The sequence below is a fragment of the Candidatus Nitrosotenuis aquarius genome, from assembly GCF_002787055.1.
Taxonomy (GTDB): domain Archaea; phylum Thermoproteota; class Nitrososphaeria; order Nitrososphaerales; family Nitrosopumilaceae; genus Nitrosotenuis; species Nitrosotenuis aquarius.
Genome location: NZ_CP024808.1, coordinates 1,404,889 through 1,430,153, shown reverse-complemented (window position 1 = coordinate 1,430,153; position 25,265 = coordinate 1,404,889). Strand labels below are relative to the sequence as shown.

Below are 25,265 nucleotides of genomic sequence, written 5' to 3'. Positions count from 1 at the left end.
CGTACGGCTAATTAAATTCTTCATTTTGTGGTAAGAAGCAAGATTGCCCGTGATAGATCGCCGCCGGTTTCCTTTAGGGCGTTTGTTGCCACTTCTGGGGTGACGTTTGCCTGACTGCATATGAGCATGATATCGTCTTCTGAAAAAATAGGAGTCTCTAGCTCCTTTTCCTCATAGGAATCCGCAATTACCTGGAAAATGGAATTGTCCTTTGACTTCATTTCTGTCACTGCCGGTTTTGTAATTATGATTTCTTTTTTGTCGGTTTTTATGATTACCTCCTGAACATTGCTGAGCTCTTTCATGTCTAGGCCCATCCTGTCCAGCATTCTTCGCATTTCGCGATTGCCTCCCCGCATCATGTCTTTTTTTGCTCCAAACTATTTTTTAAACTATCTCGCACCTTGATCGCAACTCCGCGCTTTAGCGTGCCCATCATCTCCGAATTTACAATTGCGCGCCCCACAGCAATCACCTCATTTTGGTATAATACCGGAACGTCTGCTCCAATGAGGATGTTTTTGCCGGCCCAAGTAACATGCTTGCAAAAAACCGACTTGCCGTCCCGAACAAATGGCGCAGAATCGTCATTTACCTCGACGCAGTTTTGGCGGAACTTTTTGTTCTTGAGTAAAATTTGCGCAAAGTACGGCGAAATTGCCAGGCCTCCGTCAATTCGCAGAGTGCAGAGCAGTTTTTTGTCATGATATACTTCCCGAATTCTGCCTGTCTTTTTGGAAAATGTCATCTCTATTTCTTTGGGCAGGTTCTTTGATATTCCGTTTCCAAAGAGCGCATCAATTGTGTGTTTTAGCTTTACTACTGGATCCAATGATTATTCCAGTGTAATTCCATTAATATGTCAAAATGCTATTTTGGCAGAGATATCGTAAAGATTGTTGGGTTGTTCTTTACGTAAATTGTCCCGCCGTGTTGCTCTATGATGTTTTTGACAGTAGCAAGGCCAAGACCAGTTCCCTTTGGCTTGGTAGTAAATAATGGCTCGAATATTTTTGATGTGATGTTTTCAGGAATTTCAGGTCCCGAGTTTTCAATTTCTATTGTAAAGAACTTGTCTTGATCATTTACCCTGATGTTTATTGTTCCTTCGCCATCCATTGCTTGAATTGCATTTGTCATAATGTTTGCAATTGCCACTTCGAGTTTTTCTGCGTCACATTTTATGGTGTGATCATTTTCTGGCAGGTTTATTGTTATGGTGGAAGGCTTGTCTATTCTATCAGCAACAAGTAAGAGGATTTTTTTGACCGAGTTTTCCTTAATTTGTAGTTGTGTAGTTCTCACAAAGTCTAGCGTGTCGCTGACCAGATAGTTGATTTTTGATGCAGCTCGCTCTATTCTGTCTAGCTGGGATATCATTTTCTCATCAAGTGTTTTGTTGTTTTTTGCTATCTCGACTGTATTTTTTATAACAGATATTGGGTTTCGGATATCGTGTGCAAGTCTGCTTGCAAGTTGTCCTACCGCAGAGAGCTTTTCACTTTTTAGAAGATCCTCGTTTAGCCTCGTTATTCTGTCAATGTTTCTCTGGTTTGAGCGAATTGCTATGAAGACAAAGGCGCTCATCGATACTCCTATTGCAGGCACCGCAACCATAATCGCGGTCTCAAAGTCACTAAACGTGTTAGGACGGCTAAATTCCACTATCCATGTTCGATGGCCAAAGTCTATCTCTGCTGATTTGTGCCAAGAGCCATCAGGTGTATTTATTTTAGAGTCATAAAGGAGATTTTCTTCAGATTTTGCTGAATCATAAACTTTGATTCTCATATCGTTGTGTTGTACTGCACCTAGGCTAGGCAGCATTGCATCGAACAAGTCATGTGCCCTAAATGCAATATAAACAAATCCTTGCAACGCAGCCTGTTTTTCTTCAACGGATTCGTGCGGCATGTTGTTTTTGTATACCGGAAGATACATCAGAAATCCAGGCTGGACATCCTGTGTTATTTCTTGCACCAAGATAACTTTGCCAGAAATTGTTGCAGTATTAGTGTCACATGCCTTTTCCATCGCTGCGCGTCTCACAGGTTCTGAGAACATGTCGTAACCAAGTGCCTGGAGATTTCTAGTGTTGACTGGTTCGATATAGATAATTGAATGATATTCGTCTCGCGGAGTGTCTGGCCTAACTGAATAATTTGGATATACAGATTGCATTTGTTGTATGTGTTGTGCTAGATCATCAGCATTTCCTATTTTTTGTGAATAGCCTGTCACCTGCACTCCCGGAAATCTGGTTTCAATTTGCTGGTTTTTTACAAAGGTTTGCCATTCCTCTGAGGTTACTTGGTCTGAGCTGGCAAAGAGCCCCTGTGTGGCAAAGAGGACTTGCTCATAGTTTACCAATCTGCTTTCTATTGAAGAAGCCAGATCCTTTGCAATTAGATCAAACTCGTTGTCTTTTTGGATCAAAATATAGCTGTAAAACAATCCAAGTATGGCAAATGTGATAAACAAAGAGCCCCCCAATACAATAAAATCAAAATGCCTGTTGTGCATATTCTTGATTTTTAGAATTTGTATATTGTAAATAGGTATTACCATATGATGATAGGTTTGTAAAATATGCGTCTTGGCTTGTGAGTATATATCACAGGACACATCTATATAGATAAATTAAATTCATGTAGTTATGTCAGAGAGAGAAGAGACAAGACGAATACAGTTTACCGGAAAATCCTCCTATATAGTGTCATTACCAAAACAGTGGATTATGGAGCTGGGCCTAAAGCAAGGAGACCAAATAACCATAACTCGGGAGGGAAGATCGGCACTCAAAATAATTCCTTCCAAAGACCAAACAAAATCATCACAGGGCGAAGAGGCAGTTTTAGAGATAACACGCGAAGACAACAATGCCGCAATTGTTCGCAAGCTGGTATCATTGTATTTTCTTGGCTACAAGACAATTCAGATAAAGCCAAAGGGAGACAGACTCCAGCCAGGCCAGAGAACTGCAATCAAGTCAGCAGTCAAGGGAATGCTGATGGGCGCAGAAATAATTTCAGATTCTGTTGACGGCATAACAATTCAGGTCTTGGTGAATTTATTAGAATTAACTGTTGACGGCGCCTTTAAGCGAATGCTTCACCTGGCAAAGTCAATGCTCAAGGACGCATTACTTGCGGTAAGAGAAGCAAACTTGGAGCTTGCAAAAGAGGTAATCGACTCTGATGACGAAGTAGACAGGTTCGGATTTTACATTATTCGACAACTAAAGATCGCAATACAAAATGAGTACATGTTGCATGAAATGGGCTTTACAAACGCGCGACAGTGCCTCGGATACCGACTGATTGTCAAAAACATAGAGCGAACAGGCGACCACGCAGTACTGATTGCCAAGGACCTGCTGGAATTCAAAGAATCAGTAAGAGTGGACGCAATGGAGAAAATTGAGGACCTAAACGACTTTGCAATATCTGTCTTGGACCAAGCATGCCTGGCATTGTTCAAAGAAGACTTTGCGCAGGCAGAGAAGGCAATTGAAAAGGCATCAGAATTATCAAAATACGAGAAAAAGATAATCGAGTCCGTCAAGGCCATAAAAGACGAAGAAGAGGCCTACCGAATAAGAAGAATGGCGGAAAACATAGCAAGAATTGCTGAATACGCATCAGACATTGCAGAAATCGTACTTAACATGAACGTAGAAAAGTTGTTAAGAAAACGACCATAGCCGGAATTGTACAATGCTAAGCGCGATTCTAATCACATATGACAACGAAGACACCATAAGGGAGGCCTATGGTTTGTGTGAAGCAGCAGGCTACAAAGTAGACAAGCTGATTCGCCAGAAATTTCTCAACAAGGCAAGATATGGAATTGGCGAGGGCAAGATGCTAGAGATAAAGGAAATCTCAGACAGAATAAAGCCGGATGTTCTAATTTATGATGAAATTCTCAAGCCAAGTCAGAACTACAATCTGGCATCAAAGCTCAAAATCAACATCCTAGACAGGGAATCACTAATCTTGGAAATCTTTGAGAGGCGTGCCACAAGTTCCGAATCTCACTTGCAGATCAAGCTGGCCCAGTTCCGATATGAAATGTCAAGGGCAAAGGAAAAGGTCCGACTAGCAAAACAGGGCGAGCAGCCCGGATTCATGGGAATAGGCATGTACGAAGTAGATTCGTATTACAACGACATTCAAAACAGAATGAAGTCAGTAAAATCCAAACTGGAAAAGATGGGCAAGCAGCGGGCACTACACCGAGAGGCAAGAAGGCGTGTCGGCCTCAAAACAATATCACTTGCAGGATACACCTCTGCTGGCAAGACAACCCTGTTTAATTTGCTGACAGGCGAGACAAAGCAGGAAAGCCCAGAACTATTCACAACACTATCTACCACAACGCGAAAGGTCCTAATCGACAAAGACCCAGTCCTGATTTCAGATACAGTAGGGTTCATCTCTAAATTACCAGCATACATGATAGAGGCCTTCAAGTCAACACTAGAGGAGCTCAAGTACGCCGAAGTGGTAATTGTGGTAATTGACATTTCAGATTCGGAGGTGGAGCTGCGCAAAAAATACCGGAGCTGCCTCAAAACCATGGCTGACCTCGACGTAGACCAAGAACGTGTAATCTATGCCCTAAACAAGTCTGACCTAGCAGAGCCAGACCAAATACTCCAAAAGGCGGAATTCATTGGACTAACAAACAGCAAAAAATGGGTACCAGTCTCTGCAGTGACCCAGCAAAACATTCCAAAGCTGCTCGAGCTGGTCAAAAAAATGATCTCTAATCCCCCACAGCAAATAAAAGAAATCCCAAGAAAGCAAGACCTATCAAAATTCTATGAACAAGATGACGATTGAAGTACTGCGAATAGGGCAAAGACTAGTCCGAGATGATAGAGTCACAACCCATGTTGCTCTGGTCTCGCGCGCATTTGGCGCCAAAAAAATCTACATGAATGAGATAAACCCGGAAATCAAGGAAACGCTTTCCAAAGTAAACAAGTCCTGGGGAAGCGACTTTGAAATACAATACATTGAGAACTGGCGGACACTGCTAAAATCAAAGAAAAAGGACGGTGTAAAAATAATCCACCTTACAATGTATGGCCAAAACATCAATTCCATACAGGCAAAAATCGCAAAGGAAAAACAAATTCTGATTGTGGTTGGTGCAGAAAAGGTTCCGCGCGACGTCTATGAAAACGCCGACTATAACGTGGCAGTTGGAAACCAGCCCCATTCAGAGATAAGTGCACTGGCAATAGTGCTAGATAGAATCCAGAGCGGAGCCCAGTTTGATTCCAAATTTGATGGTGGCAGATTACAAATCATACCATCAGAAAAAGGCAAGCAGGTAGTGTCAAAAAAATCCTAGCTTGGCTGGACCCATCCGCCGCAAGACGAGCAGATAAGCATTCCTTCATCGTCTTCGTATGTCGGAGAGCCTGGAGGGCATTCGCATTTTGAGATTTCCATGGTGTAATTCTGAGCTTAAAGTTATTTTAGGAATGCCGGCAAAAAATCAAACATTTGTTTGGTATTTTGTGCCTATTTGCTTAAAATACAAAGAGTTTGTTGCGAAATTCGCTATTTTTCGGCAAGTCTTGCCTGCTCTGCACTAAAGACATCAACGACATGAGACGCCAAGCCCTCAATGTCAAGGCACCTATCGGCAGAAATCAGCAGAGTCATCTTTGCAATTGGAAATGGAAAGCTCAGCAGAATTATCTTGTCACGCCTTGCGGCCAAATAGTTGATTGGTCCTAGCTCTTTGTCCAGCTCATGTCGCAGAGATATCTGTGAGATAAACTCCATAAAACTGGATAGCTTTTTCTTGTCATCCTCTAACGGCAAAAGTCCTTCCTTGAATCCGCCCGCCACCAGCTTGCCATATTCATCTAGGATTCCTGCAAATCGTATTTCTTTTTCCATTGTTAGTTTTTTGCATTTTTCATCATATGTGGGATAACGAATTTTGCTTACAAGCGACACAATACTTACCCCCACAGTGTCAGAGTTGATCTGACACGGTCTATTGAGCGAATTTTTCCAGTGACAACTTCTTTGATCATACTATCTGATGGCGCCTCTACTTTGGCAACAATATCGTATGCTCCAAAGACACCATGGGTTTCTTTGATCTTTTTGATTGACTTTAGCTCAGATAACACTCGTTCTTCTGAACCAAGATCACAGTTTATCAAAACATAGGCGTACGACATTACACTCACCTATGGGATGTGCTTTTTGCAATAGCATTTGAGATCAGTGCACTCTTTTAGTGCGCTGATGTATTCTGTCATTGGCTTTTTCTCTATTCCGCAGAAACAGACTTCTGCCTCATCGCCGCATTTCACACAATAGCTCATGGTTATGGTACGCATCAAACATATTTATCATAAATCATTAATTCATAGAGAATTTATCTAATAATACAATAACAAAGCAAACAAACATTCAGAATTCCTCTGAAATGATGAACAAAACCAGATAACTGTAAAGCCAAACTACGCCTAAGCTCATAAAACAAAAGAGATCGCATGATCATGCTTTTGTGTCATGGGGTGGTTAATGTATGAGAAGCTGACGCAATAGCCAATTGACCTGTACCCAACATTGGTTTGCCGGCAGAACATACTGCTTCTGCCCTCAGCAAAGGATGTTGAATCCCCAAGTCAGCTTCCTACTTTTCTTCGCAGATATTAAATATGCAAATCAAGTTCTGGAATCATGGTCGAGTCGTACGAAGACCCATTTGTCAGAATTTCTGCAATGATTGGAGGAGATGAATATCTCAAGGTTGCACGTGCTTTGCTCAAGGCAGAAGATGCAACAGACGAAGAAATCGCAAGCTCAACAGGCCTGAGAATCAACATGGTAAGAAAGGTTCTCTATGACTTGTTTGGCAAGGCACTGATCACGGGAATTCGCGTCAAGGATGAACGAAAGGGCTGGTTCGTGTACAGGTGGCGCTCAAGAAAGGACGAAGTTGAAAATTTCATTGAAAACCAGAAAAAGAAAATTGCAGAGCGACTGCAGCAAAGACTCGACTATGAAAACTCGTCACAATTTTATCATTGCGGAAACGAGGACTGCCCAAGAATCACATTTGAGACAGCACTGGAACAATTCTTCAAGTGCCCAAGGTGCAATGGCGTGGTGAATCTCAAGAAAAACGACAAGCTCAAAAAAGCGCTCGAATCAAAGATCACCGACATTAGAAACGACATGCGTCGTCAGATATAGTGTAGAATAACTTCGTTGTTCTGACGTCTGATTTTGTGCAATTTCAGCCTCAGGGATTTTGATATTTTTGAGAATCCCTCTCCCTCTACCAGTGTCTTTGCTGTTTGTCCTCCAACCAGATATGGTGTTATGGTAACTATTACCTCATCGACTAGGCCTTGATTTACAAAGTCCCAGTTTGTGGTCCCGCCGCCCTCAAGCAGAATGGTTCTGATTTTTGCCTGGTGCAGGAATTGCAAAAGAGGTTTTAGCTCGACTTTATTTTTGCCAGATATAATGACATCAACTGGGAATCTTCCAAGCCTTGCTAGGTTTTTGCGTGATGCCTTTTTTGATACAGCTATGATGGTAGGTATATCATATGAGGTCTGGATTATTTTGGAGCCAGTTGGGATCTGCCCCATAGAGTCCAGAACTACTCTTACTGGGTTTTTGCCCCTTACATGCCGAACAGTCAGCATTGGATCATCCTGAAGGACGGTGTTTTTGCCAACAAGTATGGCATCTACTCTAGAGCGCAACTTGTGGACGCGCTTTATGTCCATTTTAGACGACAGTGCCGAGTCTCCAGTCCTAGTAGCTATTTTGCCGTCCAGCGATATTGCCGCAGACAGGATCACGTGTGGCCTAAAGCTTGCCATGGATTATTTTGCCTCCGATCATTACTGCAGAAATTGCGGTTTCATTTGCCCTATGAACAATGCTTGCATGTGGATTGTGCATTGGCTCTAGGTCTAGTGAGTGCTTTTCAAAGAATATTCCGTCTGCCAAAAATCCAGGCAAAATTGAGCCTATTTTCTTGCCAAGGATTGTTCCGCCGTTTACCGTTGCCATTTTGAGTATTTCCTTTGGGTCTATTCTTTTTTGGTGTAATCCCATGTGAGCCTTCCAGAGATAGTCCATTTCCCGAAACATGTCTGGCGAGTTTATCATGACATTGTCTGTTCCGATTCCTATTGTGCAGCCTGCCTTTGCCATTGCCTCAAAGTTTGGTATCCCTTCTGCCAAGGACGAGTTTGCCCTAGGGCAAATTACAATTCCGCGTGTCTTTCTTGCCGCCTTTTTTAGATCGTCTGTACCAGCAAATGTCATGTGTACCAAAAAGTGCGGCTTTAGCTGTAATGCCCGAGATGTCTCTGTTTTTTTGGTGATCTTTTTGGATGCTGCCATGCTTTGTTTTGTCTCGGAGCTGTGAATCGCCCTGATCTTTTTTGTCCTCGAATAATATTGCAGGGCGGAGTCACTGTTCTCATTTGCGCCAGAGATCCCAATTCCGTCAGAATTCTTTATGACTTGCAACAATGTCTTTTTTGCATCAGAGGTTAGTGGTAGGTTTTTTTTGATCTGGGTTCTGTCGTGGTATGATTCAACTCTACCCAGAATTATTCCCCTAATTGGAATGTTTTCTAGTGCTTGTCTTAGCAGGGATATGCCTGCTGGGCCACCCTCCCTAAAATCAACAAATGTCGTAATTCCTTTTTTGATCATGGAGTGGCAGGAATTTTTCATAAACGAGATCAGGTGATCAGGCTTGGTTTGCCTCAGGATTCTCTGCTTTGCTCCCAAAACCGGGTGGATTTTGCTGTCTACAGAGCCTGCAAGCGTTGCATCTTTGGCAATGGAATCGCCAATGTGCGTGTGCATGTTGATAAATCCAGGCACCAAAAGCAGTCCCTCGCAGTCTATTGCTTTTCCATTTTTTTGGCCAAGCTTGCCGAACTTGTCGCCAAGTATTGGAAGGCTAGTAGAATGAATGTACTTTAGGTCCCGGCCGTAAAGAACGCTGAGATTTTTTAAAAGCATGACAGCTCATAGATTTCCGGTTTTTCTTTTTTGGCATCTCGGATTTCCCGTATGGTATCAAGGGATTTTGTTGCAAGCTTGACTGCCTCCCTTGCTGTTCTGCCGGTTCCAATTCCGCAGTTAAAGGTCACATCAAACTCCTTTTTTGCAATTTCGAGAAATTCCCGCGCATTTTTCTTTGCGTTGCCAGACGTTACCACCATGAAATTGTCGCCTCCCATAAAAAATGCCAAGGATTTTTTTGCCAAAAAGAACTCGGACATTTTCGCATAAATTCCAAAAATCGTAGACGAGATTTCGTATGGAGACTTTACCTTTCTTTGCGAAGTGATGTTTTCTACATCAAAGTGCATTATTGTAACCTTTTGATCAGTGGTGCCATTTACAAATCCAAAGATATGATGGTCTTTGTCCAATACTATAGGAGTCTTTTTGCCCTCGTATGCCCTAAGATTTGCATCAAACGGATTGTCGGCATACCCAATCGACATTGACAGTTTGAGTGACGATACTTGCTCTAGTTTTTGTTGGATTTCAATGTGGTCTGCCAAGGTCAGGCCGTTTGTTATTACAAAAAACTCGTCAAACCTGTTTGAGAAGACCAGGCAGTTTTTCTCTGAGAAGAGTTTTTGGATTTCCCTGTACAGATGGGCCTGAAGCATTTGCAATTCGTGCTCTCTGTCCGAGCCCAAGGTAAGTGTCCATGGGCCATATTCCGTTATTTTGATTATGGTAAGCTGGATCATTGGATTCGTTCCAATTCTTTTGCCAGCTTGAACACTGCCTCTACTGCACGCTCAGAGACAGGCCTGATTCGTGCGTATGCGTGTCGCTCCTGCATCCCAGGACCAGATATTCCAAGGGAGACTGGCTTTTTGTGTTTGAGTGAGAGTTCCGTTAGGGATTTTGCTGTGCTGTGTGATATGACCTCGTCGTGCTTTGTCTGGCCCTTGATTATTGTACCAAGCGTGACTACGCCATCGACGTCTTTTTTTGATAATAATGCATCTACTATTATTGGCATGTCATATGCGCCTGGCACCATACAGGAATACTTGATTGTGATTTTGAGCTCTTTTGCCTTTTCCTGGGCAACAGCTAGCATCCGGGATGTTATCTCGCCGTTGAATTCCGCAGTGACTATTGCAATGTTCATCTAACGCACCTTTGAGAATTCCAGTAATTCCTTGCCATCAATGAACGGGATGGCGTATTCTTTGGCAAACTTTTGCGCCTTTTCCGGCGTGAGTGCGGAGTATGTCTGTCCGTCCATCATCTCACATATGGCAGTGACTGGCGTGAGATTTGCCAGTTGTGCCAAATACACCGACATTTCTGTATGGCCTTGTCTTTTTGCAAGTAATCCATTTGAGGCCAAAAGCAATGGGACATGTCCAGGCGTGGCAAACGAGGTAATGAATTGGTTTTTGGCATCATCAGAATGGTATAGTTGCGCCATTTCCTTTATGGTCAGGGCTCGGTCCTTGTCGGTTATGCCGGTGTAGGTCTTTCTGTGGTTTATTGAAATTGAAAATGTAGGATGATCCCCATATGGGGCAGTGCCCATTATCATTTTTTTTGAATCAGAGTCAATGTCTCCAGACTGAGATAGAATGTTGTGCATGTATTGCAGGTTTAGTGATTTTGCAAATGAATCCTCTATTGCAAGGCAAATTAGTCCCCCTGCATTCTGTCGCATTCGAGAGATGTGCTCTGGTGTGACAAACTGGGCTGCCACCACCATGTCTACTTCGTTTTCTCTTTTTCCCGAATCATAGAGCAGCACGAATTCGCCTCTCCTCAGTGACGAGATTGCCTCATCTAGTGTCATAATATGAAATTGGCTTTGGTACAATAATAAAGTTTACTAGTAAATTAGTAATTACCACTTTTTTGGTAAAAAAATCATTCCTGTTTTAGGAGATATTTGCCCAAAATGTCGGTTTCAATATTAATCTTGTCGCCTACCTTTCTTGTTGAAAAATTTGTGACACCAATGGTATGAGGTATCAGACAGACTGACGCAAGATTTTTTTTCACATCGACTACTGTCAGGCTGATTCCGTCAATTGCAATAGAGCCTTTTTGCACTACAAAGCGCGCCAGATTTTTTGGAACCTCAAACCAGATCTGCACTTCCTTTGGCTTTTTTTCAATTTTTGTAATTGTTCCCACTCCATCCACATGGCCCAGCACAAAGTGGCCCTCTAGTCGCTCGCCGACTTTGAGGCTTCGCTCGATGTTTACGATTTCGTCTACCTTTAGGTTTCCAAGGTCCGTCTTTTTTGTCGTCTCTTCGATCATCTCAAAGTTGCATTTTGATTTGTCAATTTTGGTAACTGTCAGGCACACTCCGTTTAGCGCTACGCTTTGCCCAAGCTTGAGGCCCTTGGAGTTTTTGCCAAGGTCCACTGTCATTTGTATGGCGCTGCGGTTCTTGGTGTTTTGCTTTATGTCTAGAACTTTGCCTACTCCCTCAACTATACCAGTGAACAATTACTGGAATTGTATAATTACGGTATAAAATGATTCAGGCAAGCCTTAAAAATAAAACCAAATCCAGTTTTTGCATGGATGTCTTTGAGGCAATAGAGCAGCGCCGCGCAATTAAGAATTTTGATCCAAATTATGCCATATCAAGACAAGAAATAGACGAGATTCTCTCTGCTGCAATACTATCGCCAACATCATACAACATTCAGAACTGGCGCTTTGTTGTAATCACAGACAAAGATACCAAGGCAAAGATGCGCGCTGCCTCTTGGAATCAGGCTCAGGTCTCCGACGCATCGGTCGTAATTGTGCTGTGCGCAGACTTGCTTGCGTGGAAAAAAGACCCAGCCAGATACTGGAAGAACGCACCAAAATCAGCCCAGGACTATTTGGTTCCTGCAATAATAGAGGCATACGAGGGAAACGAACAGTTCCAACGGGACGAGGCAATCAGGTCCTGCGGAATGGCGGCCCAGACAATAATGCTTGCATCAAAGGCAATGAACTATGATTCATGCCCAATGATTGGCTTTGTGCCAGAAGAGGTAGCAAAAATAATCAACCTGCCTTCAGATCATATGATAGTCATGATGGTAGTAATAGGAAAGGCACTAAAGCCGGCAAACCCAAGGGGCGGACAGCTACCGCTGGACCAAGTGTCAGTAAATGATCATTTCTAACCAAAATTTTTACACGTCAAACCCGTGATTATATCATGGCATTAATGGAGAGGATTCTCTTTGGTATCGCAAAGCAATGGATTGCAGGAGATACCATTAATGACGCATTGAATGCTGCCCAAGTCTCTTACAAAAACGGAATGAGTGTCATAATCAACAAGCTAGGAGAATACCACACATCAAAAAACATCATAGAAAACACCATCTCTGAATACAAAACAATAATGGGCTCATTTAGAAAATGGAAGGTAAGCGGCGCAATATCTGTAAAGCCAACCCAGATAGGCCTGATGAAAAGCAAAAAGGAATGCCTTAATAATTTTGAAATTTTGATTCGAGCCGCAGCAAAATCACAGACATTTGTGTGGTTAGACATGGAATCCTCAGACCACACAGACGAGACAATTCAGATTTACGAAAACCTTCTTGCAAGATACGAAAGACTTGGCATTGCAATACAAGCAAACCTGATGCGAAGCCAGGGCGATCTGGCAGATCTGCTCTCAATCGGGGGCAAGATACGCCTAGTAAAGGGGGCATATCGCGAAAGCCCAGATGTTGCGCTAAAATCAAAGGAAAAAATCGACCAGAACTATCAGAGATTGATGAAAATTTTATTCGAGTCAGGCAATGAGTTTGGAATTGCCACGCATGACGGCGCAATGATCAATTTCGCAATAACGCTTGCAAAAACACACGAAAAAAAATTCGAGTTCCAAATGCTTCGCGGAATTAGGGATGAGCTAAAACCAGACCTGATCAAAAAAGGATTCTCATTATCAGAATACATCCCATATGGGACAAACTGGCTTCCTTATTCTATCAGGCGCCTAAAGGAGAGAAAGAGGAACATTTTGCTTTTGGGCAGCTCGTTTTTGTCCCATAAAATGGGCACGTAGAAATCATACTTGAACATTATATAGAAAAAATTCGTTTTTGGAATAATGAAGACAACAGGAATCGTCTTGATTCTACTTGTTGCGACGCTGGCACTGCCTTTGGGGAACTCTTTTGCCGAACCAGCCAATCCGCCGACAAATCTTGTTGCCCAAAGCATCTCTAGCACGCAAATCAACTTGTCATGGAACGCACCAGTCAATTCCACGCAAAGCCTAGTCAACGGCTACAAAATAGAGCGCGATGCGGGATGCCTAGGAACATTTTCTGTCCTAGTGTCAAACCACACCTCCACCAAATACAACAACACCGGCTTGATGCCAGCAAAATGCTACGCATACAAGGTGTTTGCACTAAATCCATCCGGTGTCAGTGCATCATCTAATACTGCCCAGGCAGCAACACCACCAGCACCATCTACAAACCAAACCAAGCCAACTGACAATTTGGGCCAAAAGGTCTCGGATTTTGTCCACAAGAGAAACGAGCTGCTCAAAAAACAGCGCGAGGAAACACTCAAGCTAATCCGAGAGTGTCAAGACAAGGCAAACAACGCAACTAGCACAACACGAAAACAAATCATGGAAGACTGCCGCGAATCGATGAAGGCTCTAAAGGACAAGTACAAGGACGTAAGAGAACAATTCAAAGAAGAATTCAAGACATTCAAAAAAGATGCAAAATCCCTCTTAAAAGAGGCAAAAAAGACAGGACTCATCACAAAGAAAGACATCCGTGAGGCAAAACACGAAATTCGAGACTTTGAGAACGACACAAAACGCGAATACAAGGAACTAAAGCACGACATCAAGGACGTACGCAAAGATCTCAAAAAAGAGCTAAAAGAGCTCAAAAAAGAACAAAAGAAAAACAAGCACCACGATGATGACAAAGATGATGACGACTGACTCTTTTTCTTATTTTTAGGCACAAAATCAACAAGTTAGCTTAATCGTTATCAGATCAGCTGAGTAGGCCCTATCAGGCCGATACAATACAGTATAATCATGAAAACAACACATTGGGCTTATGAAGTTCGAGCCCCATTCAAGCGCGTCATGGCTTGGGACACTCTTTTCTTTGTCCTAGGTATTGGCGTAGGTGCCGGAATCGGCGCATTCCTAGCAACAAGCTAGGAATTTTTTCTATTCTTTTAGCTTTGATTCCTGAAATATTTCAGATTCGTACCAGTTATACCGGAAATAATCCAAGCACCACTCATGAAACATTGAATCCGTGCTGTAAAAGATCTCAGTCAGGTCTGCTTCTCCTTCAGCATTTGGAAAGGCAACGCTTGCCTCTTTTTCGTTTAAAACAATCAGAGTCTGAATTGTCTTTTTCATCTTTCTCTCAATTAGTCCTTTTTCTATCAAACTATCATAGTTGAGCTTGGCAAGTAGTTTTTTTCTTCCCTTTGGTACGACTGCGGATTCAGACAGAATATAGTTGAACTTTACGCCCTTTGCGATTTGCTTTACTTTTGGCTCTATGATGTCTAGCGGGATTTCAGTCAGAATTTCATAGATGTACTGGTTTGCGTTTTTGTAAATTGACTTCCACTGCTCCAGCACCTTGGATACTCCCTTGATGTGTGAGAAATTTGCAAGCTGGCCAATCCTCATGATAAACTTGGGCGGAATGTCGCCAAAGGTATGATCCTCAAAATATTTCCTGTTCCGAGATAGGAAGATGATTGACGGAGTCTGAGAGCAAATGGTCTTGCCATATGTGGTAAGCGTATAGTATCCGTCCATGTTTTTTACAATAAATCCGCCGTCTTCTAGTCTGGCAAAGTTGCGGTGAACCTCCTGGACTGTGGCGCCAATTTCCTTTGCCATGTTTGTTATCTTGGACTTTTTCTCAAGCAGCTTGAATATTATCTGGAGTCGCTGCTGGCTTGATAGTTCCAAAAAGTTGTTTGCGGCCTCTTCGTACAGGTCCACCATAACTAGTCTAGATCTTAACTAGGTAAAAAACAATAAGTACCCTAGGCTTCAGACAGGCCTTCCACGAAATTGTTTTGAGTGTATTTTGTGGAATACATTATGTGAGGAGCCTATTGCAAGACTTGCAATTATTACACCAACAAAGTTACGAATCGTCATTTCCGCGTTTGGTTGTCTAGCAATCACAGAATCATGAAACACCACATAGTAATTATCAAAGAGCCAAAAAGCAAGCGTTATCCAAGATACAATTCCTGCAGTCAGGTATCCTAAACGGGTTTTATTATTTACAAAGATTATCGAGGCGATAAGTGCAACAAACCAAACGCCAGACACTACAAGCCATCCGGGTTGATACACATCCGATCTGTCATCTAGCCAATAGTATGTGGTTCCTATTGAAGCCATTACCAAAAGCGACACTAACAGTAGCTTTTGATTTAGAACAAAACTAGTCCTGTTTTCTGTCAGATTTTCTTGTGGCGGGCTTAGTTTCATTTCCTGTGTTGCAATGTGTATTGATTCTGTGACGGATTTGAGTGGGATTGGAATTATTTTTCTAATAGAATTATCTTCAACTATGGTATCATGTATTAGGCTGTCAATTAACGGTCTTGCAAGCGACGCCTTGACAGGTGTTATTAGATCAACCCAATATGAAGAAAGTCTAGTGGTCAGAAACGGTATTTGTATGATAAAGAGCTTTTTGTGCAAATATGCCGAATACAACCTCATCAGTTCTTCGTAGGTTAGTCTTTGTGGTCCCCCAATATCGAAGATTTTTCCAGTGGTTTCTGGTTTTTCCATACAGCCTGCCAAGTATTTTATCACATCATCTACGGCAATTGGCTGGGCCAGGGATTTTACCCATCTTGGGCAGATCATGATTCTCAAGCGCTCAACCAGATAACGGAGCATTGCGTATGAACCACCACCAGCACCAATTATCAGAGAAGCCCGAAGTTGAGTCACGGGGATATTGCCAGATGCCAAAATATCTCCTACTTCTTTTCTGCTTTTCATGTGTGGCGAGAGATCTAGATTTTCATTTACTAGTCCGCCAAGATAGATTATTCTTTTTACGCCCCCCTTTGTTGCTGCTCTCAAAAAATTTTGTGCTTGGGTTCTTTCCCGTGATGCAAATTCCTTCCAGTGGTTTTTATCTCCTTCCATCGAGTGAACTAGATAATACGCAATTTCTACTCCGTCAAGGGCTTTCTCTAATTCATCTTGATTAAATAAATCCGCTTTTACAAACTTTAGATTGTTGTCGTCTTTTTTAGAACTCCTAGATAATGCCTTAACAGAATATCCATTTTTTAGTAAATAAGATACAAGGCGCGAACCAATGAATCCAGTTGCGCCGGTGACCAAGATATTGTATGGTCTGATCTGGGAGAATTGCATAGTTGTCTGACTCATTGGCGTACCCAATCACAATTGTCGCTTTGGATTTTTACAATCAATGGATTTTGCTTCATGCGAATGATTTTATTTTCTAGAATATAACCTGATGATAAAAACTATTTCTAGTGCCAACAGATTATTTTTTCCGCACAAATAAGAAAAATCATCCAAAGAATATCAACATAGTTAGCACTAGGAAAACAAGTTGGCACCATTTATTAATTTGTAGATGGAAATACCAACATTGGTTTATCTGAGGGCTAAAACAGTAAAGGGCGAGAAATATCTCTATTTGGTAAAATCAGTCTGGGATCCAAAAAAGAGTACATCGAGGCAAGAGACGATCAAGTATCTAGGCAGAGCAGCTGAGATAACAAAGGACGACATACCGCCAGACTATAGAAACGACAAAAAAATAATTGCATATCTTTCATCCATCGATACTGTCTCCATAGTGGAGAAAGAGGAGCTTCTTGCAAAGCTCAGAGGACAGCTGTACAGATATCTAATAAGGGGAGATTTTGACTCGACAAAGCAGCTTTATGACACATATTCGGCAACATCCGGTACGCCGGGTTTTTTTGAAAAAATTCTCACACCAGTAATGTACCAAATTGGAGACATGTGGGCAAAAAACCAGATAGGGATTGCCGACGAACATGTTGCAAGTAACATTGCAAACACCCTTGTCAAGATGATAAACAGCAAATACACGGACATTTCCACGAAGAAAAAGATCGTCATCTGCGTTCCCGAAGGCGAAGAGCATAACCTAGGCGCGAACATTCTAGAGATGCACCTAGCCAGCATTGGGCACCGCGTGTACAATTTGACACCAACTGAGCCTCATAATTCCATTGTGAGTTTTGTTGAATCTACCAAACCAGATTCCATAGTTGTCTCAGTCACATTAGATGACAGCATCAAGCCAGCTCAAAGGCTTATCAAAAAGATAGCAGAACACATTGATGTTCCGATTTTCGTTGGAGGCCAAGCCATAAAGGATGAGCAGATACAATTCGAATACGCTCAGATAATCAGAGACACCAACCTCAAAAACATAGCAAGGCTAGTGACCAGCAAGAAATAGCCATGCTGGACAGAATTACTTGGATTTTGTCACTTTAGCATAAAGAAGGAAGTATGTCTGCCTAACCAAGTATGTTTTTTGGAATTTTCTGGTCATCTCTTCCAATAACAAAAGTACATCATTGAGGGCGATTGTGCCTTTTTTATATTCAAAGATCATACTGAGGATTTCAGTTTTTTCTTCAGGCGTTAGTTCTTTTTTGAAATAGCCCAAGATTTTTTGCAATACGTTTGCATGTGATTTTACGGAAGGTTCGCTTTTGAGAGCTTGGCCTAGCTGTAAACCATATTTCTCAAAGATCTCGCCTAGTGCAAGGTGTTCATGGTTTGCAACAATGTTTCCCAATATTCGGGTACTGTTGTAGTTGTGTGCCATTAGCAGAAATTTGTTGATAGAATGAAAGTGGACTAGCTTGTCAATGTCAGGAGCAGACTTGATTTCCGAGAATCCTTTTCTTACAAATGCGGATATTTGCAAGCTGGTCAGCAATACATCTGGGTTTTTTGGCGCACTCATCATAGTATTAGCTGAAAATCAATATTTTAACCAGAAAAAGTTGAATGAAGAATTAGCACTAGATTATCATTGTAAAGATGTTTCAACAACGATATGCATTAGTATCACAAACGACAGATCAATTTTATGGGCAAGTTTACTAAGGTAGAGCCATCCTACATTTCCAAGGACGGCTGCCGCCTTGTGTGGGAGGGAATTGATGAGGACGATTCCGATGTTGTGGTTCTAAACAAAGACGAGTTGGATTCTCTGACAGAAATTTTGGCAAAAAACTCTACTGGCAAAGTGGAGCTTGAAGACGAATTTAGCACAATTCTGATAAACACGGATCTAGTCCAATTTCGCCTAAAGGACTCCAAATATCTGGAGGCAAAGACCGGTGTCATGACCAAAGCAATACTAGAATACAAAAAGGTCCCACATACTCCAAAGCCAATCAAGATTTATCCTAAAGAATTTCTGCCATCAATACAAATAGAAAAGGAAGAAGGCGACCAGCTGGCCGCGGTCCTAAAATCAAAGCCAAAAAAAGGAATTCCGCAATCAGATTTATTTCGGGTAATGTCAACTAGGCGCTCTACTAGGAATTTTGACTCATCCAAAGTAATAGAGCAATGGCAGGTGGACAAAATTCTGGCAGCTGCCGATACTGCTCCAACTGCTGGCAACTTTCAGGGTTTTGAGGTGTTTTACGTCAAAAACAAGGAGGTAAAGCGAAGGTTAGTCGAGGCAGCAAACAACCAACCATTCGTAAACGCGCCGGTAGTATTGGTGTTTTGTATGGACCCATCCAGAGTCAAGATAAACTTCCCCCCGGAGATTCTGGCAAAATTCTCACTGCAAGACGCAACGCTGGCAGCTGCGTATTCCCAGCTTGCCGCCTCGGCCTTGGGCCTAAGCTCGATTTGGATTGGAATGATTGACGAGGAAAAGGTAAGGCAGATCCTCGGAACCAAGCTTAGGCCGTCATCCATATTGTGCATCGGTTATCCACAAAAGAGCAGACCTCCAAAGTCCAGACGAAAGCTAAAGGACTTGGTCAGAGTTATTGAATAAATTCAGCAATATTGGTCTTTGAGATGCATAGTTCTGGAAATTCTGTTTGGATCATTTTTGCCAGACATCCCATAGACATCTTGACGCCTGCTGTTTTTTCAGGATCAGTTCCAGGATAGAGACGAATCGTTGTTTTTTCATCCTTTGCAAGTATTTCTATTAGGTATTGCTGGTTTTTTTCGTCAATTGCTACTGCGGGCACTAGTACGGATTTTTTTGTATGCGACAAAAACAAATCGTTTAACTTTATAATGTATGGCTCTGTTGCCACATATGGAGAAAACTTTTGTGCAAAATCTTCAAGATCTATTTTACTATCAAATACAATGTGTGGCATCAAGATCAGTCCTTGAACAGTTGAATTTGCGGCCTGTGTCTTGCCTTTGAGCGAAGTCTAGAACCGCAACATGGGCAGTTTATCGAATCAACTTGTAGATATATCGAGCAATACGTGCATCTTTTTTGTCCCATTGTATATCGTGCACCGTTTTGTGCGCTCTCTGCCTTGAAGCTGGTGCAGACGCCTTTGCATGATGTGGACATGAGAAAACTTAGGTTGTTTTTTATTTAAACGCAGGATAATTTTTTGCCCTAGTGCCAACCAGCAAAATGTGGAAAATTAGCACTAGATTGGAATTTTATCACTAGTTTATATAATAAAATTACAAAATCATATTCAATGAAACAAAAATTGACGCAAAATCACGCAATCAAACTTGTTGCGCTAGCAATTGCAGCCAGCTTAATTCTTAGCGTTACACTATCTACAAGTGCATTTGCTGAAGAAAAAAAGGACAAGAAAAAAGACGCAAAGAAAGATTCCAAAAAAGATACAAAAAAAGAAAATAAATCTGTAAAAAAGACAGAAACAAAAAAGACGCAGGCAAAACCAATCACTAGTGTAACACAACCAACACCTGCCTCTGTTGATCCAGCACAGCAAAAGCTAGACGAATGCAAAGCAAAGAAAACACAGCGAGAGCAATACGAATGTGAAAAGGCACTCAAGGCAAGCTCTGGAGATGCTGCATTCAAGGCAAAGGCAACCAAGACCACAATCGGCCCAATTACATTCTATTATGCCGGGGCAACAGTAGAGAAAAGTAGTGGTAAAGACATTGTGAACCTCAAGTTCCTAGTTGAAAACACCGGCTCCAAAGACAACATAGCCCTGTATTGTACAGGTCCTGCCGTGTGTAACTATGACGTATCAGATGGCACTACCACATTCAAGTATGCGGCACAAGACTTTACCAACGGCCAAATTGTGCTAAAGCCGGGAGCATCTAGGACATTTAACATGCTATTTGGTCCGGCAATTGGCTATGGAAGCTATGTGGACTTCAAGTTCGACCCAACAAAGCAGTACACGTTCAATGTAAAAGAGCCGTGGGGTTCTGGTGGCATTCCACTGAACCTAAAATAACCCCTTTTTCTTCCCATATCATCTTTGAATCAAAAGATCACGATAAACCCACTTGATGTCATATTGTGGAATGGAAGACATTCGGGCAGGGACATTGTCAATATTTATTCCAAGTTCGGCCCAATGATGCAGGTTGGCGCAGACACAAAGATGCTCAATTTCGGCTTATGGAAAAACTCTACTGTCCTGCCTGACGCGCAAAGGGAAATGTCGGAATATGCATCCGAGTTTGGCGAGTTTGGCTCTGCAAAAAAAATTCTAGATGTTGGTAGTGGGTTTTGCATTCCTGCCACAATATGGAAGGAGAGGTTTTCGCATCTGGACATATTTTGTATGGACTTGAATTTCTCAGAGCTAAAAAACGGCAGCAACCATATCGTATCTCAGATAAACTCATCCTCAGGCGACATTCCATTTTCTGATGAATCATTTGACAGAATCATCGCGCTGGAATCGGCCCAACACTTTGTGCTGGAAAAATTCTTTGAAGAGTCAAGGCGGGTCTTGACAGATGACGGCAAGCTAATACTTGCAATTCCCGTCACAGTGGATCCTTCATTATTCAAGCTTGGAATACTAAGCATAACGTGGCTTTCAAAAAAATACACCAAATCCCACGTCCTAGGCGCAATAAGGCATGCTGGATTTCGCCTCAAAAAGGAAGAATCCGTGGGGGAATTGGTGTATGCACCGTTTGCAAACTATTACATAAAAAATAGAAAAGCCCTCAAGGAAAGACTAGTCACAACATATTCTGGCAATATAGAAGGCCTAGTCTTCAAGTCGATGAAAAAAATGAAGGCCCTATCCGAGAGAAAAATAATTGATTATCTGTTTTTGAGCCTGGAAAAGTCCTAGCTGGAGATTTTTTGCGCAAACTTGACAGATATTGCGCCAACTAAGGCCCCAGACATTATCAAAAATGACGCAATTAATGGCATTATCTCAAAGTAGATAATCGATGTAAGGCTGGGCCACATCAGCTTGTCCAGTGTTATCTCATTGTATGTGTATGTGATTAGGGGATAATACATGAAATAAAATGTGCTTCCAAAGATTGCGCCAGATATCATCATGGATTTGGTATTTTTTGTTCTGGACAAGATATAATCGCCAAGTACTATTGGGATAACATTAGACAAGTAAAACGGAATTGTCGGGATCAGTGCATGATTTGGAATAATGGCACTCATTGTCATTATTCCCAGATATGACACGCCAACTAGTGATGCAACTCCGAATCTCTTTTTTGCAAATATAGCAGAGCTGACAAGTATTGTGGAGATCAAAAACGGGTACGCAACGCTTGCAAATCCGGCAGCAAACACTGGATTTGGGTTAAAATCAAAATAATCAGTCTTTGAGAAAGGCAGCGAAAAAGAATAGAACAATCCAGTTACAGAAAACCAAACAGGAATAAACGAAATTATAATACCAAAATGACTTGGCTTGGATTTTTGTAGTGATTTTGTGTTGACTAGTGCTCCAATGCTGGTCAGGCCCATACCTGCTATCAACACCAGATGGGGCGGGCTGAGCAGGCCATCAAGCCCAAAGGAGGAATGCCATACAAAATCAATCGGACCTGCAGAAAGCAGCGCGCCAATTCCTATTGTGGTGATTTTTATTCCCCGACTAAATTGCGGATTTTTGCCGGATTTTTTCCAGCTCAGATACAGTGCGACAAATCCTGCCAATGCAAGCCCCACACCAGAATACAGCATTGCGTGAGGAGGTGCAAAAAACGTCTCTGGCTTGTTTAGGATATGATTTGTAATGTCCCAGCTTCCACCGCTTGTCACAAGTATAATCCCAAAGCTCACCACTAGATTTGCAATTTTGAACAGCTGTGTATAGTCCAGTCTTGGCACTAGCTCTCTTTTCATGGTATTACCTGCACTACATGTTCTTTGACAAATTCATTTTGATGATCCAAAATTCCCCGTGTTGGATAGTGTGATATTTCAGATACGTGTGGCATTGCGACTGTTTTTGTGTATATTGTGTATGGGCCTGCCTCAGTTGGTGTTATTTGCAGTGTCATGGCGTAGGTGTGGTCAGGCTTAGCAGGCCTGTTGTATGCCTCAATGAATGGATACTGTGATTGTGTCATGGTTGCGCCGCCAGAATAGTCAGAGCCAATTTCAGTGTCTTTTAGGTATAGTCGCGGGGACTGCAAAAAGTCGTACGATGTAATTTTGATATTGTCTAGGTTTTTGTTTTGCGGAAATTCCACGGTGACGGTTTGCATGTCTGCTTCCTCACCCAGATTGGTCGCAACCAATCTCAGCTCAAATGACTCTCCAAGTGTGATTTGCGATGCGGAAAGTGTCGCATCCAGGCTTGGCTGTGGCACGCCAATTTGCGTGTCCTGGTATGTGTCTGGAAAAACCACCATGACCAAAACAAAATAGGCCGCCATTACACCTGCAGCCATAAGGTAAAGCTTCAATGAATTATTTTTGCGTCAGCTCTAAAAGTGCCTTTGCTTGCTTGTAGTGCACTTCATCAATCATTCTGCCTTCTACTACCGTAGCACCTTTTCCTTTTTTCGTAGATTCCTCGTATACTGCGCAAACTTTGGTGGCCCACTCTATTTCAGATTTGTTTGGTGCAAACAGCTCATGTGCCGATATGATTTGATCAGGGTGTATGATTGACTTTCCTGAATAGCCAAGACTTTTTCCAATGATACAGTCTTGCCTTAGGCCTTCTACATCTTTTAGGTCCTGCCAAATTGCGTCTATTGCCAGAACTCCGGCTGCTCTGGCATCGACTGGGATTTTTGCGCGAGAGTATTTTGCTCCTTCTGGTTGCTTTGTGTATTCTATTTTTAGATCATTTAGCAGATCAAAGACGCCAAAGACCACTGCGGGAATTCTCTTACTAGATGATGCGATATCATACGTGTTCACTACGCCTTCGGCAGACTCTATTGACGGAATCACAAAGACTGACTTTAGCTTTCTTTTCTTTTCCAATGTTGTTATAATTTTGATAATTTTTGCTAGTTCCCGGGAATTGTTTACCTTTGGGATTACAATTCCATCTAGGCCTTTCTGGACTATTTCGGCCAAATCATCTGGGATTTTGCCAGAGACAGGCGAGTTTGTCCTGACATAGATAGAACTTGAATAACTGCTCCTCGACTTTAGTACATCTTTGATCAGGCTTCGTGCATTTTTTTTCTCAGAATCAGGCACGGAATCCTCCAAGTCAAAGCAGACAATGTCTGCCGGCGAGGATTTGGCTTTTTCTAAAAAGCGAGGATTGTTCCCAGGTACAAATAAGAGGCTACGATAAAGCCTTGCCAAGAATTTAGGCGCCTTCTGGCTTCAGCAGGATTTTGCCAAAGAGGCCTTTTCCTGTCAACATCTTTGTGTGGGCTTCGGCTGCTTGCTCAAAGGAATAAACCGAGTCAATGACTGATTTTATTTTGCCCTTGCCCATCCAGTATAGGCCATCTTCTAGTTCTGCTCTTGTTCCTTGTGTGGAACCTAGGATGTTTGTTCCCTTGAAGAAGATATGTCTAAGATCTGTCTTTGCATCATAGCCAGTTGTTGCACCGCATGATACCAGTGTTGCACCATACTTTAGTAGTGTCAGCTGTGGGTTCCAGTGAGTCTCACCAATGTGATCAAATGACACATCGATTCCTGGTACTCCGCCAGATGATTTTGCAATTTCTTTGGTAATCTTGAATACTTCTTTGCTCCAGTCTTCCTTTCTGTGATCTACTGCATAGTCTGCACCAAGTTGCTTGCATTTTTCTAGCTTGTCGCCAGATGCGGTTGCAATAACTGTGCATCCGTATAATTTTGCGATTTGAATTCCATATGTTCCTACACCAGAACCTCCACCCATGATCAGTACGGTTTGTCCCGGCTTGATTTTGGCTCTGCCAACTAGCATGTGCCATGATGTCAATAGAGTCATTGATGCAGCTGCTGCTTCATCATATGTTACATTGTCTGGAATTTTTAGTACGTTTACTTCTGGTAGGTGTGTGATTTCCTGATATGCACCCCAAGTTGGACCAGTCTGGAATCCCCAGATTGTTCTTTTTACACAGTCAAATTCGCGTCCGTCAGTGCACGCTTTGCATACACGACAGGACATGTTAGAGTGAGATACAACTCTGTCGCCTACTTTGATGTTAGTGACGTCTTCGCCTACTGCGATTACGTCGCCTGCGGCATCGGAGCCCGAAACATGTGGTAATGGAACCGCAACCGGTACGCCTCTCATTCCCCAGATATCATTATAGTTCAGAGCAGCTGCTTTGACCTTGAATACAACCTCGTTTGGTTTTGGTTTTGGCTCTGCTATGTCTTTGACTTTGAGAATTCGTGCATAATTATCATCTGGTGCATATTCATCATAAACTACTGCCTTCATGTGTTTCTGGTTCAGTAAACCCCTAATTATATTTTATTTAGCGTCGCTCTATTTTGAAATCGCGTTTTGGTTGTTGTGTTGACTGGAGGATCTGCTTTAGCTGCTCATCAGATATTTGCGATCGGATCTTTCCCTGAGATGCCATGCCAATCAGATAGTTCTCGACTAGTGCCGCAAGCTCTGGCTTTACCATTCTGACATTGGTCAGTCGTAGTCTTGCCTCTGCAGAGAGTAATTGCTTTAGTATGATTTCTTTTTGCGCCAGAATTTCTTCGTCGCTTGGCCGATTTTGGTCTCCTTGATCATAGCTCAAAGGAC

Annotated in this window: 34 protein-coding genes; 12 read left to right on the top strand and 22 right to left on the bottom strand. The window is 42.3% G+C overall.

Going from position 1 to position 25,265, the window contains the following annotated elements; translation table 11 throughout:
* Window positions 1-20: 20 nt before the first annotated feature.
* From NAQ_RS08280 to NAQ_RS08270, 3 genes are read right to left on the bottom strand one after another with little or no spacing between them, the layout of a single operon-like run.
* Window positions 21-362, bottom strand: a complete 342-nt coding sequence (locus tag NAQ_RS08280) for a nascent polypeptide-associated complex protein (RefSeq protein ID WP_100183071.1) — start codon at window positions 360-362, stop codon at window positions 21-23.
* Window positions 359-832, bottom strand: a complete 474-nt coding sequence (locus NAQ_RS08275) for a PUA domain-containing protein (RefSeq protein WP_100183070.1) — start codon at window positions 830-832, stop codon at window positions 359-361. The genes NAQ_RS08280 and NAQ_RS08275 overlap by 4 nt, the downstream gene beginning before the upstream one ends.
* A 38-nt stretch (window positions 833-870) precedes the next feature.
* Window positions 871-2,523, bottom strand: a complete 1,653-nt coding sequence (locus tag NAQ_RS08270) for a CHASE domain-containing protein (protein ID WP_162858712.1) — start codon at window positions 2,521-2,523, stop codon at window positions 871-873.
* 133 nt (window positions 2,524-2,656) lie between these two features.
* Here NAQ_RS08270 and NAQ_RS08265 point away from each other — a divergent pair, with 133 nt between their 5' ends.
* The 3 genes from NAQ_RS08265 to NAQ_RS08255 are packed head-to-tail and all read left to right on the top strand — an operon-like array spanning window position 2,657 to window position 5,364.
* The gene (locus tag NAQ_RS08265; protein WP_100183068.1) at window positions 2,657-3,703 is read left to right on the top strand and encodes a phosphate uptake regulator PhoU; all 1,047 of its coding nucleotides are present in this window, start codon (window positions 2,657-2,659) and stop codon (window positions 3,701-3,703) included.
* Between the two features lie 13 nt (window positions 3,704-3,716).
* A complete protein-coding gene (hflX, locus tag NAQ_RS08260) occupies window positions 3,717-4,847 on the top strand; it encodes a GTPase HflX (protein ID WP_100183067.1) in 1,131 nt (376 codons plus the stop codon).
* Window positions 4,837-5,364 (top strand): hypothetical protein, encoded by a 528-nt coding sequence (locus tag NAQ_RS08255; protein WP_100183537.1) that lies wholly within the window; start codon window positions 4,837-4,839, stop codon window positions 5,362-5,364. Before hflX ends, NAQ_RS08255 begins: the two co-directional genes overlap by 11 nt.
* Window positions 5,365-5,576: 212 nt before the next feature.
* On the opposite strand, the gene NAQ_RS08250 is transcribed toward NAQ_RS08255, so the two are convergent.
* Genes NAQ_RS08250 through NAQ_RS10205 form a run of 3 tightly spaced genes read right to left on the bottom strand, consistent with a single transcriptional unit; the run spans window position 5,577 to window position 6,358 of the window.
* The gene (locus NAQ_RS08250; RefSeq protein WP_320410617.1) at window positions 5,577-5,981 is read right to left on the bottom strand and encodes a DUF6659 family protein; all 405 of its coding nucleotides are present in this window, start codon (window positions 5,979-5,981) and stop codon (window positions 5,577-5,579) included.
* Window positions 5,982-5,986: 5 nt separating this feature from the next.
* The gene (locus NAQ_RS08245) at window positions 5,987-6,211 is read right to left on the bottom strand and encodes an Lrp/AsnC ligand binding domain-containing protein (protein WP_100183536.1); all 225 of its coding nucleotides are present in this window, start codon (window positions 6,209-6,211) and stop codon (window positions 5,987-5,989) included.
* Window positions 6,212-6,220: 9 nt separating this feature from the next.
* The gene (locus NAQ_RS10205; RefSeq protein WP_162858711.1) at window positions 6,221-6,358 is read right to left on the bottom strand and encodes a hypothetical protein; all 138 of its coding nucleotides are present in this window, start codon (window positions 6,356-6,358) and stop codon (window positions 6,221-6,223) included.
* A gap of 361 nt (window positions 6,359-6,719) precedes the next feature.
* Between NAQ_RS10205 and NAQ_RS08240 the strand changes: the two genes are divergently transcribed.
* Window positions 6,720-7,235 carry a transcription factor gene (locus NAQ_RS08240; protein WP_100183065.1) on the top strand — a complete coding sequence of 172 codons (516 nt, stop codon included), beginning with the start codon at window positions 6,720-6,722 and terminating at the stop codon, window positions 7,233-7,235.
* On the opposite strand, the gene NAQ_RS08235 is transcribed toward NAQ_RS08240, so the two are convergent.
* From NAQ_RS08235 to NAQ_RS08210, 6 genes are all read right to left on the bottom strand, one after another.
* Window positions 7,226-7,876 (bottom strand): 2,5-diamino-6-(ribosylamino)-4(3H)-pyrimidinone 5'-phosphate reductase, encoded by a 651-nt coding sequence (locus NAQ_RS08235; protein ID WP_100183064.1) that lies wholly within the window; start codon window positions 7,874-7,876, stop codon window positions 7,226-7,228. The two genes, NAQ_RS08240 and NAQ_RS08235, sit on opposite strands and share 10 nt — an antisense overlap.
* Window positions 7,863-9,038, bottom strand: coding sequence for an amidohydrolase family protein (locus NAQ_RS08230; RefSeq protein WP_100183063.1), 1,176 nt, complete (start codon window positions 9,036-9,038; stop codon window positions 7,863-7,865). The genes NAQ_RS08235 and NAQ_RS08230 overlap by 14 nt, the downstream gene beginning before the upstream one ends.
* The gene (locus NAQ_RS08225; RefSeq protein WP_100183062.1) at window positions 9,029-9,784 is read right to left on the bottom strand and encodes a GTP cyclohydrolase IIa; all 756 of its coding nucleotides are present in this window, start codon (window positions 9,782-9,784) and stop codon (window positions 9,029-9,031) included. Before NAQ_RS08225 ends, NAQ_RS08230 begins: the two co-directional genes overlap by 10 nt.
* Complete coding sequence (gene ribH / locus NAQ_RS08220) at window positions 9,781-10,194, bottom strand: 6,7-dimethyl-8-ribityllumazine synthase (RefSeq protein ID WP_100183061.1); 414 nt, start codon at window positions 10,192-10,194, stop codon at window positions 9,781-9,783. The genes NAQ_RS08225 and ribH overlap by 4 nt, the downstream gene beginning before the upstream one ends.
* Window positions 10,195-10,869 carry a 3,4-dihydroxy-2-butanone-4-phosphate synthase gene (gene ribB / locus NAQ_RS08215; RefSeq protein WP_100183060.1) on the bottom strand — a complete coding sequence of 225 codons (675 nt, stop codon included), beginning with the start codon at window positions 10,867-10,869 and terminating at the stop codon, window positions 10,195-10,197. It abuts the gene before it with no gap.
* A 74-nt stretch (window positions 10,870-10,943) separates the two neighbouring features.
* Complete coding sequence (locus NAQ_RS08210; RefSeq protein ID WP_100183059.1) at window positions 10,944-11,534, bottom strand: riboflavin synthase; 591 nt, start codon at window positions 11,532-11,534, stop codon at window positions 10,944-10,946.
* Window positions 11,535-11,608: 74 nt separating this feature from the next.
* Here NAQ_RS08210 and NAQ_RS08205 point away from each other — a divergent pair, with 74 nt between their 5' ends.
* The 4 genes from NAQ_RS08205 to NAQ_RS10445 all read left to right on the top strand — a co-directional run bounded on the left by NAQ_RS08205 (window position 11,609) and on the right by NAQ_RS10445 (window position 14,244).
* Complete coding sequence (locus tag NAQ_RS08205) at window positions 11,609-12,211, top strand: nitroreductase family protein (RefSeq protein WP_100183058.1); 603 nt, start codon at window positions 11,609-11,611, stop codon at window positions 12,209-12,211.
* A 35-nt stretch (window positions 12,212-12,246) separates the two neighbouring features.
* Window positions 12,247-13,110 carry a proline dehydrogenase family protein gene (locus tag NAQ_RS08200; protein ID WP_245871593.1) on the top strand — a complete coding sequence of 288 codons (864 nt, stop codon included), beginning with the start codon at window positions 12,247-12,249 and terminating at the stop codon, window positions 13,108-13,110.
* A gap of 45 nt (window positions 13,111-13,155) precedes the next feature.
* The gene (locus NAQ_RS08195; protein WP_100183057.1) at window positions 13,156-14,016 is read left to right on the top strand and encodes a fibronectin type III domain-containing protein; all 861 of its coding nucleotides are present in this window, start codon (window positions 13,156-13,158) and stop codon (window positions 14,014-14,016) included.
* Between the two features lie 99 nt (window positions 14,017-14,115).
* Window positions 14,116-14,244, top strand: a complete 129-nt coding sequence (locus NAQ_RS10445) for a hypothetical protein (RefSeq protein WP_256387151.1) — start codon at window positions 14,116-14,118, stop codon at window positions 14,242-14,244.
* Between the two features lie 9 nt (window positions 14,245-14,253).
* Here the strand turns inward: NAQ_RS10445 and NAQ_RS08190 are convergent, their stop codons facing one another.
* On the bottom strand, window positions 14,254-15,054 hold the full coding sequence (locus NAQ_RS08190) for a helix-turn-helix transcriptional regulator (protein WP_100183056.1): 801 nt from the start codon (window positions 15,052-15,054) through the stop codon (window positions 14,254-14,256).
* 48 nt (window positions 15,055-15,102) lie between these two features.
* Window positions 15,103-16,476 (bottom strand): NmrA family NAD(P)-binding protein, encoded by a 1,374-nt coding sequence (locus NAQ_RS08185; RefSeq protein WP_100183534.1) that lies wholly within the window; start codon window positions 16,474-16,476, stop codon window positions 15,103-15,105.
* A 229-nt stretch (window positions 16,477-16,705) separates the two neighbouring features.
* Between NAQ_RS08185 and NAQ_RS08180 the strand changes: the two genes are divergently transcribed.
* Window positions 16,706-17,551 carry a cobalamin B12-binding domain-containing protein gene (locus tag NAQ_RS08180; RefSeq protein ID WP_100183533.1) on the top strand — a complete coding sequence of 282 codons (846 nt, stop codon included), beginning with the start codon at window positions 16,706-16,708 and terminating at the stop codon, window positions 17,549-17,551.
* A 15-nt stretch (window positions 17,552-17,566) separates the two neighbouring features.
* Here the strand turns inward: NAQ_RS08180 and NAQ_RS08175 are convergent, their stop codons facing one another.
* Entirely contained in the window at window positions 17,567-18,067 is a 501-nt protein-coding gene (locus NAQ_RS08175; RefSeq protein ID WP_162858710.1) for a DUF1722 domain-containing protein, read from the bottom strand.
* A 126-nt stretch (window positions 18,068-18,193) separates the two neighbouring features.
* Here NAQ_RS08175 and NAQ_RS08170 point away from each other — a divergent pair, with 126 nt between their 5' ends.
* Window positions 18,194-19,123: a nitroreductase family protein gene (locus tag NAQ_RS08170; protein WP_100183054.1), complete on the top strand. Its 930-nt coding sequence runs from the start codon at window positions 18,194-18,196 to the stop codon at window positions 19,121-19,123.
* On the opposite strand, the gene NAQ_RS08165 is transcribed toward NAQ_RS08170, so the two are convergent.
* Entirely contained in the window at window positions 19,113-19,460 is a 348-nt protein-coding gene (locus NAQ_RS08165) for a hypothetical protein (RefSeq protein WP_100183532.1), read from the bottom strand. The genes NAQ_RS08170 and NAQ_RS08165 overlap by 11 nt on opposite strands.
* 5 nt (window positions 19,461-19,465) lie before the next feature.
* Window positions 19,466-19,666, bottom strand: a complete 201-nt coding sequence (locus NAQ_RS08160; protein ID WP_100183053.1) for a hypothetical protein — start codon at window positions 19,664-19,666, stop codon at window positions 19,466-19,468.
* 136 nt (window positions 19,667-19,802) lie between these two features.
* Here NAQ_RS08160 and NAQ_RS09915 point away from each other — a divergent pair, with 136 nt between their 5' ends.
* Both NAQ_RS09915 and NAQ_RS08145 read left to right on the top strand, forming a co-directional pair.
* On the top strand, window positions 19,803-20,549 hold the full coding sequence (locus NAQ_RS09915) for a hypothetical protein (protein WP_119571115.1): 747 nt from the start codon (window positions 19,803-19,805) through the stop codon (window positions 20,547-20,549).
* Between the two features lie 24 nt (window positions 20,550-20,573).
* Entirely contained in the window at window positions 20,574-21,407 is an 834-nt protein-coding gene (locus tag NAQ_RS08145) for a class I SAM-dependent methyltransferase (RefSeq protein WP_100183050.1), read from the top strand.
* Here the strand turns inward: NAQ_RS08145 and NAQ_RS08140 are convergent.
* From NAQ_RS08140 to NAQ_RS08120, 5 genes are read right to left on the bottom strand one after another with little or no spacing between them, the layout of a single operon-like run.
* Window positions 21,404-22,435 carry a hypothetical protein gene (locus tag NAQ_RS08140; protein WP_245871591.1) on the bottom strand — a complete coding sequence of 344 codons (1,032 nt, stop codon included), beginning with the start codon at window positions 22,433-22,435 and terminating at the stop codon, window positions 21,404-21,406. The genes NAQ_RS08145 and NAQ_RS08140 overlap by 4 nt on opposite strands.
* Window positions 22,432-23,001, bottom strand: coding sequence for a hypothetical protein (locus tag NAQ_RS08135; protein ID WP_162858709.1), 570 nt, complete (start codon window positions 22,999-23,001; stop codon window positions 22,432-22,434). The genes NAQ_RS08140 and NAQ_RS08135 overlap by 4 nt, the downstream gene beginning before the upstream one ends.
* A 4-nt stretch (window positions 23,002-23,005) precedes the next feature.
* On the bottom strand, window positions 23,006-23,863 hold the full coding sequence (locus NAQ_RS08130; RefSeq protein ID WP_100183048.1) for an HpcH/HpaI aldolase/citrate lyase family protein: 858 nt from the start codon (window positions 23,861-23,863) through the stop codon (window positions 23,006-23,008).
* 4 nt (window positions 23,864-23,867) lie between these two features.
* The gene (locus tag NAQ_RS08125; protein ID WP_100183047.1) at window positions 23,868-24,947 is read right to left on the bottom strand and encodes a zinc-binding dehydrogenase; all 1,080 of its coding nucleotides are present in this window, start codon (window positions 24,945-24,947) and stop codon (window positions 23,868-23,870) included.
* A gap of 37 nt (window positions 24,948-24,984) precedes the next feature.
* Window positions 24,985-25,260 (bottom strand): DNA-binding protein, encoded by a 276-nt coding sequence (locus NAQ_RS08120; RefSeq protein ID WP_100183046.1) that lies wholly within the window; start codon window positions 25,258-25,260, stop codon window positions 24,985-24,987.
* Window positions 25,261-25,265 lie beyond the last annotated feature (5 nt).

What these genes read in the sequence shown, in the direction of transcription:
- NAQ_RS08240 (WP_100183065.1), top strand. Translation starts at nt 6,720, where the DNA reads ATGGTCGAGTCGTACGAAGACCCATTTGTCAGAATTTCTGCAATGATT.
- NAQ_RS08270 (WP_162858712.1), bottom strand. Translation starts at nt 2,523, where the DNA reads ATGCACAACAGGCATTTTGATTTTATTGTATTGGGGGGCTCTTTGTTT.
- NAQ_RS08230 (WP_100183063.1), bottom strand. Translation starts at nt 9,038, where the DNA reads ATGCTTTTAAAAAATCTCAGCGTTCTTTACGGCCGGGACCTAAAGTAC.
- NAQ_RS08195 (WP_100183057.1), top strand. Translation starts at nt 13,156, where the DNA reads ATGAAGACAACAGGAATCGTCTTGATTCTACTTGTTGCGACGCTGGCA.
- NAQ_RS08265 (WP_100183068.1), top strand. Translation starts at nt 2,657, where the DNA reads ATGTCAGAGAGAGAAGAGACAAGACGAATACAGTTTACCGGAAAATCC.
- NAQ_RS08225 (WP_100183062.1), bottom strand. Translation starts at nt 9,784, where the DNA reads ATGATCCAGCTTACCATAATCAAAATAACGGAATATGGCCCATGGACA.
- NAQ_RS08280 (WP_100183071.1), bottom strand. Translation starts at nt 362, where the DNA reads ATGATGCGGGGAGGCAATCGCGAAATGCGAAGAATGCTGGACAGGATG.
- NAQ_RS08165 (WP_100183532.1), bottom strand. Translation starts at nt 19,460, where the DNA reads ATGCCACACATTGTATTTGATAGTAAAATAGATCTTGAAGATTTTGCA.
- hflX (WP_100183067.1), top strand. Translation starts at nt 3,717, where the DNA reads ATGCTAAGCGCGATTCTAATCACATATGACAACGAAGACACCATAAGG.
- NAQ_RS10445 (WP_256387151.1), top strand. Translation starts at nt 14,116, where the DNA reads ATGAAAACAACACATTGGGCTTATGAAGTTCGAGCCCCATTCAAGCGC.
- NAQ_RS08185 (WP_100183534.1), bottom strand. Translation starts at nt 16,476, where the DNA reads ATGAGTCAGACAACTATGCAATTCTCCCAGATCAGACCATACAATATC.
- NAQ_RS08235 (WP_100183064.1), bottom strand. Translation starts at nt 7,876, where the DNA reads ATGGCAAGCTTTAGGCCACACGTGATCCTGTCTGCGGCAATATCGCTG.
- NAQ_RS08170 (WP_100183054.1), top strand. Translation starts at nt 18,194, where the DNA reads ATGGGCAAGTTTACTAAGGTAGAGCCATCCTACATTTCCAAGGACGGC.
- ribB (WP_100183060.1), bottom strand. Translation starts at nt 10,869, where the DNA reads ATGACACTAGATGAGGCAATCTCGTCACTGAGGAGAGGCGAATTCGTG.
- NAQ_RS08125 (WP_100183047.1), bottom strand. Translation starts at nt 24,947, where the DNA reads ATGAAGGCAGTAGTTTATGATGAATATGCACCAGATGATAATTATGCA.
- NAQ_RS08190 (WP_100183056.1), bottom strand. Translation starts at nt 15,054, where the DNA reads ATGGTGGACCTGTACGAAGAGGCCGCAAACAACTTTTTGGAACTATCA.
- NAQ_RS08160 (WP_100183053.1), bottom strand. Translation starts at nt 19,666, where the DNA reads ATGTCCACATCATGCAAAGGCGTCTGCACCAGCTTCAAGGCAGAGAGC.
- NAQ_RS08205 (WP_100183058.1), top strand. Translation starts at nt 11,609, where the DNA reads ATGGATGTCTTTGAGGCAATAGAGCAGCGCCGCGCAATTAAGAATTTT.
- NAQ_RS08255 (WP_100183537.1), top strand. Translation starts at nt 4,837, where the DNA reads ATGACGATTGAAGTACTGCGAATAGGGCAAAGACTAGTCCGAGATGAT.
- NAQ_RS10205 (WP_162858711.1), bottom strand. Translation starts at nt 6,358, where the DNA reads ATGAGCTATTGTGTGAAATGCGGCGATGAGGCAGAAGTCTGTTTCTGC.
- NAQ_RS08175 (WP_162858710.1), bottom strand. Translation starts at nt 18,067, where the DNA reads ATGAGTGCGCCAAAAAACCCAGATGTATTGCTGACCAGCTTGCAAATA.
- NAQ_RS08200 (WP_245871593.1), top strand. Translation starts at nt 12,247, where the DNA reads ATGGCATTAATGGAGAGGATTCTCTTTGGTATCGCAAAGCAATGGATT.
- NAQ_RS09915 (WP_119571115.1), top strand. Translation starts at nt 19,803, where the DNA reads ATGAAACAAAAATTGACGCAAAATCACGCAATCAAACTTGTTGCGCTA.
- NAQ_RS08140 (WP_245871591.1), bottom strand. Translation starts at nt 22,435, where the DNA reads ATGAAAAGAGAGCTAGTGCCAAGACTGGACTATACACAGCTGTTCAAA.
- NAQ_RS08245 (WP_100183536.1), bottom strand. Translation starts at nt 6,211, where the DNA reads ATGTCGTACGCCTATGTTTTGATAAACTGTGATCTTGGTTCAGAAGAA.
- ribH (WP_100183061.1), bottom strand. Translation starts at nt 10,194, where the DNA reads ATGAACATTGCAATAGTCACTGCGGAATTCAACGGCGAGATAACATCC.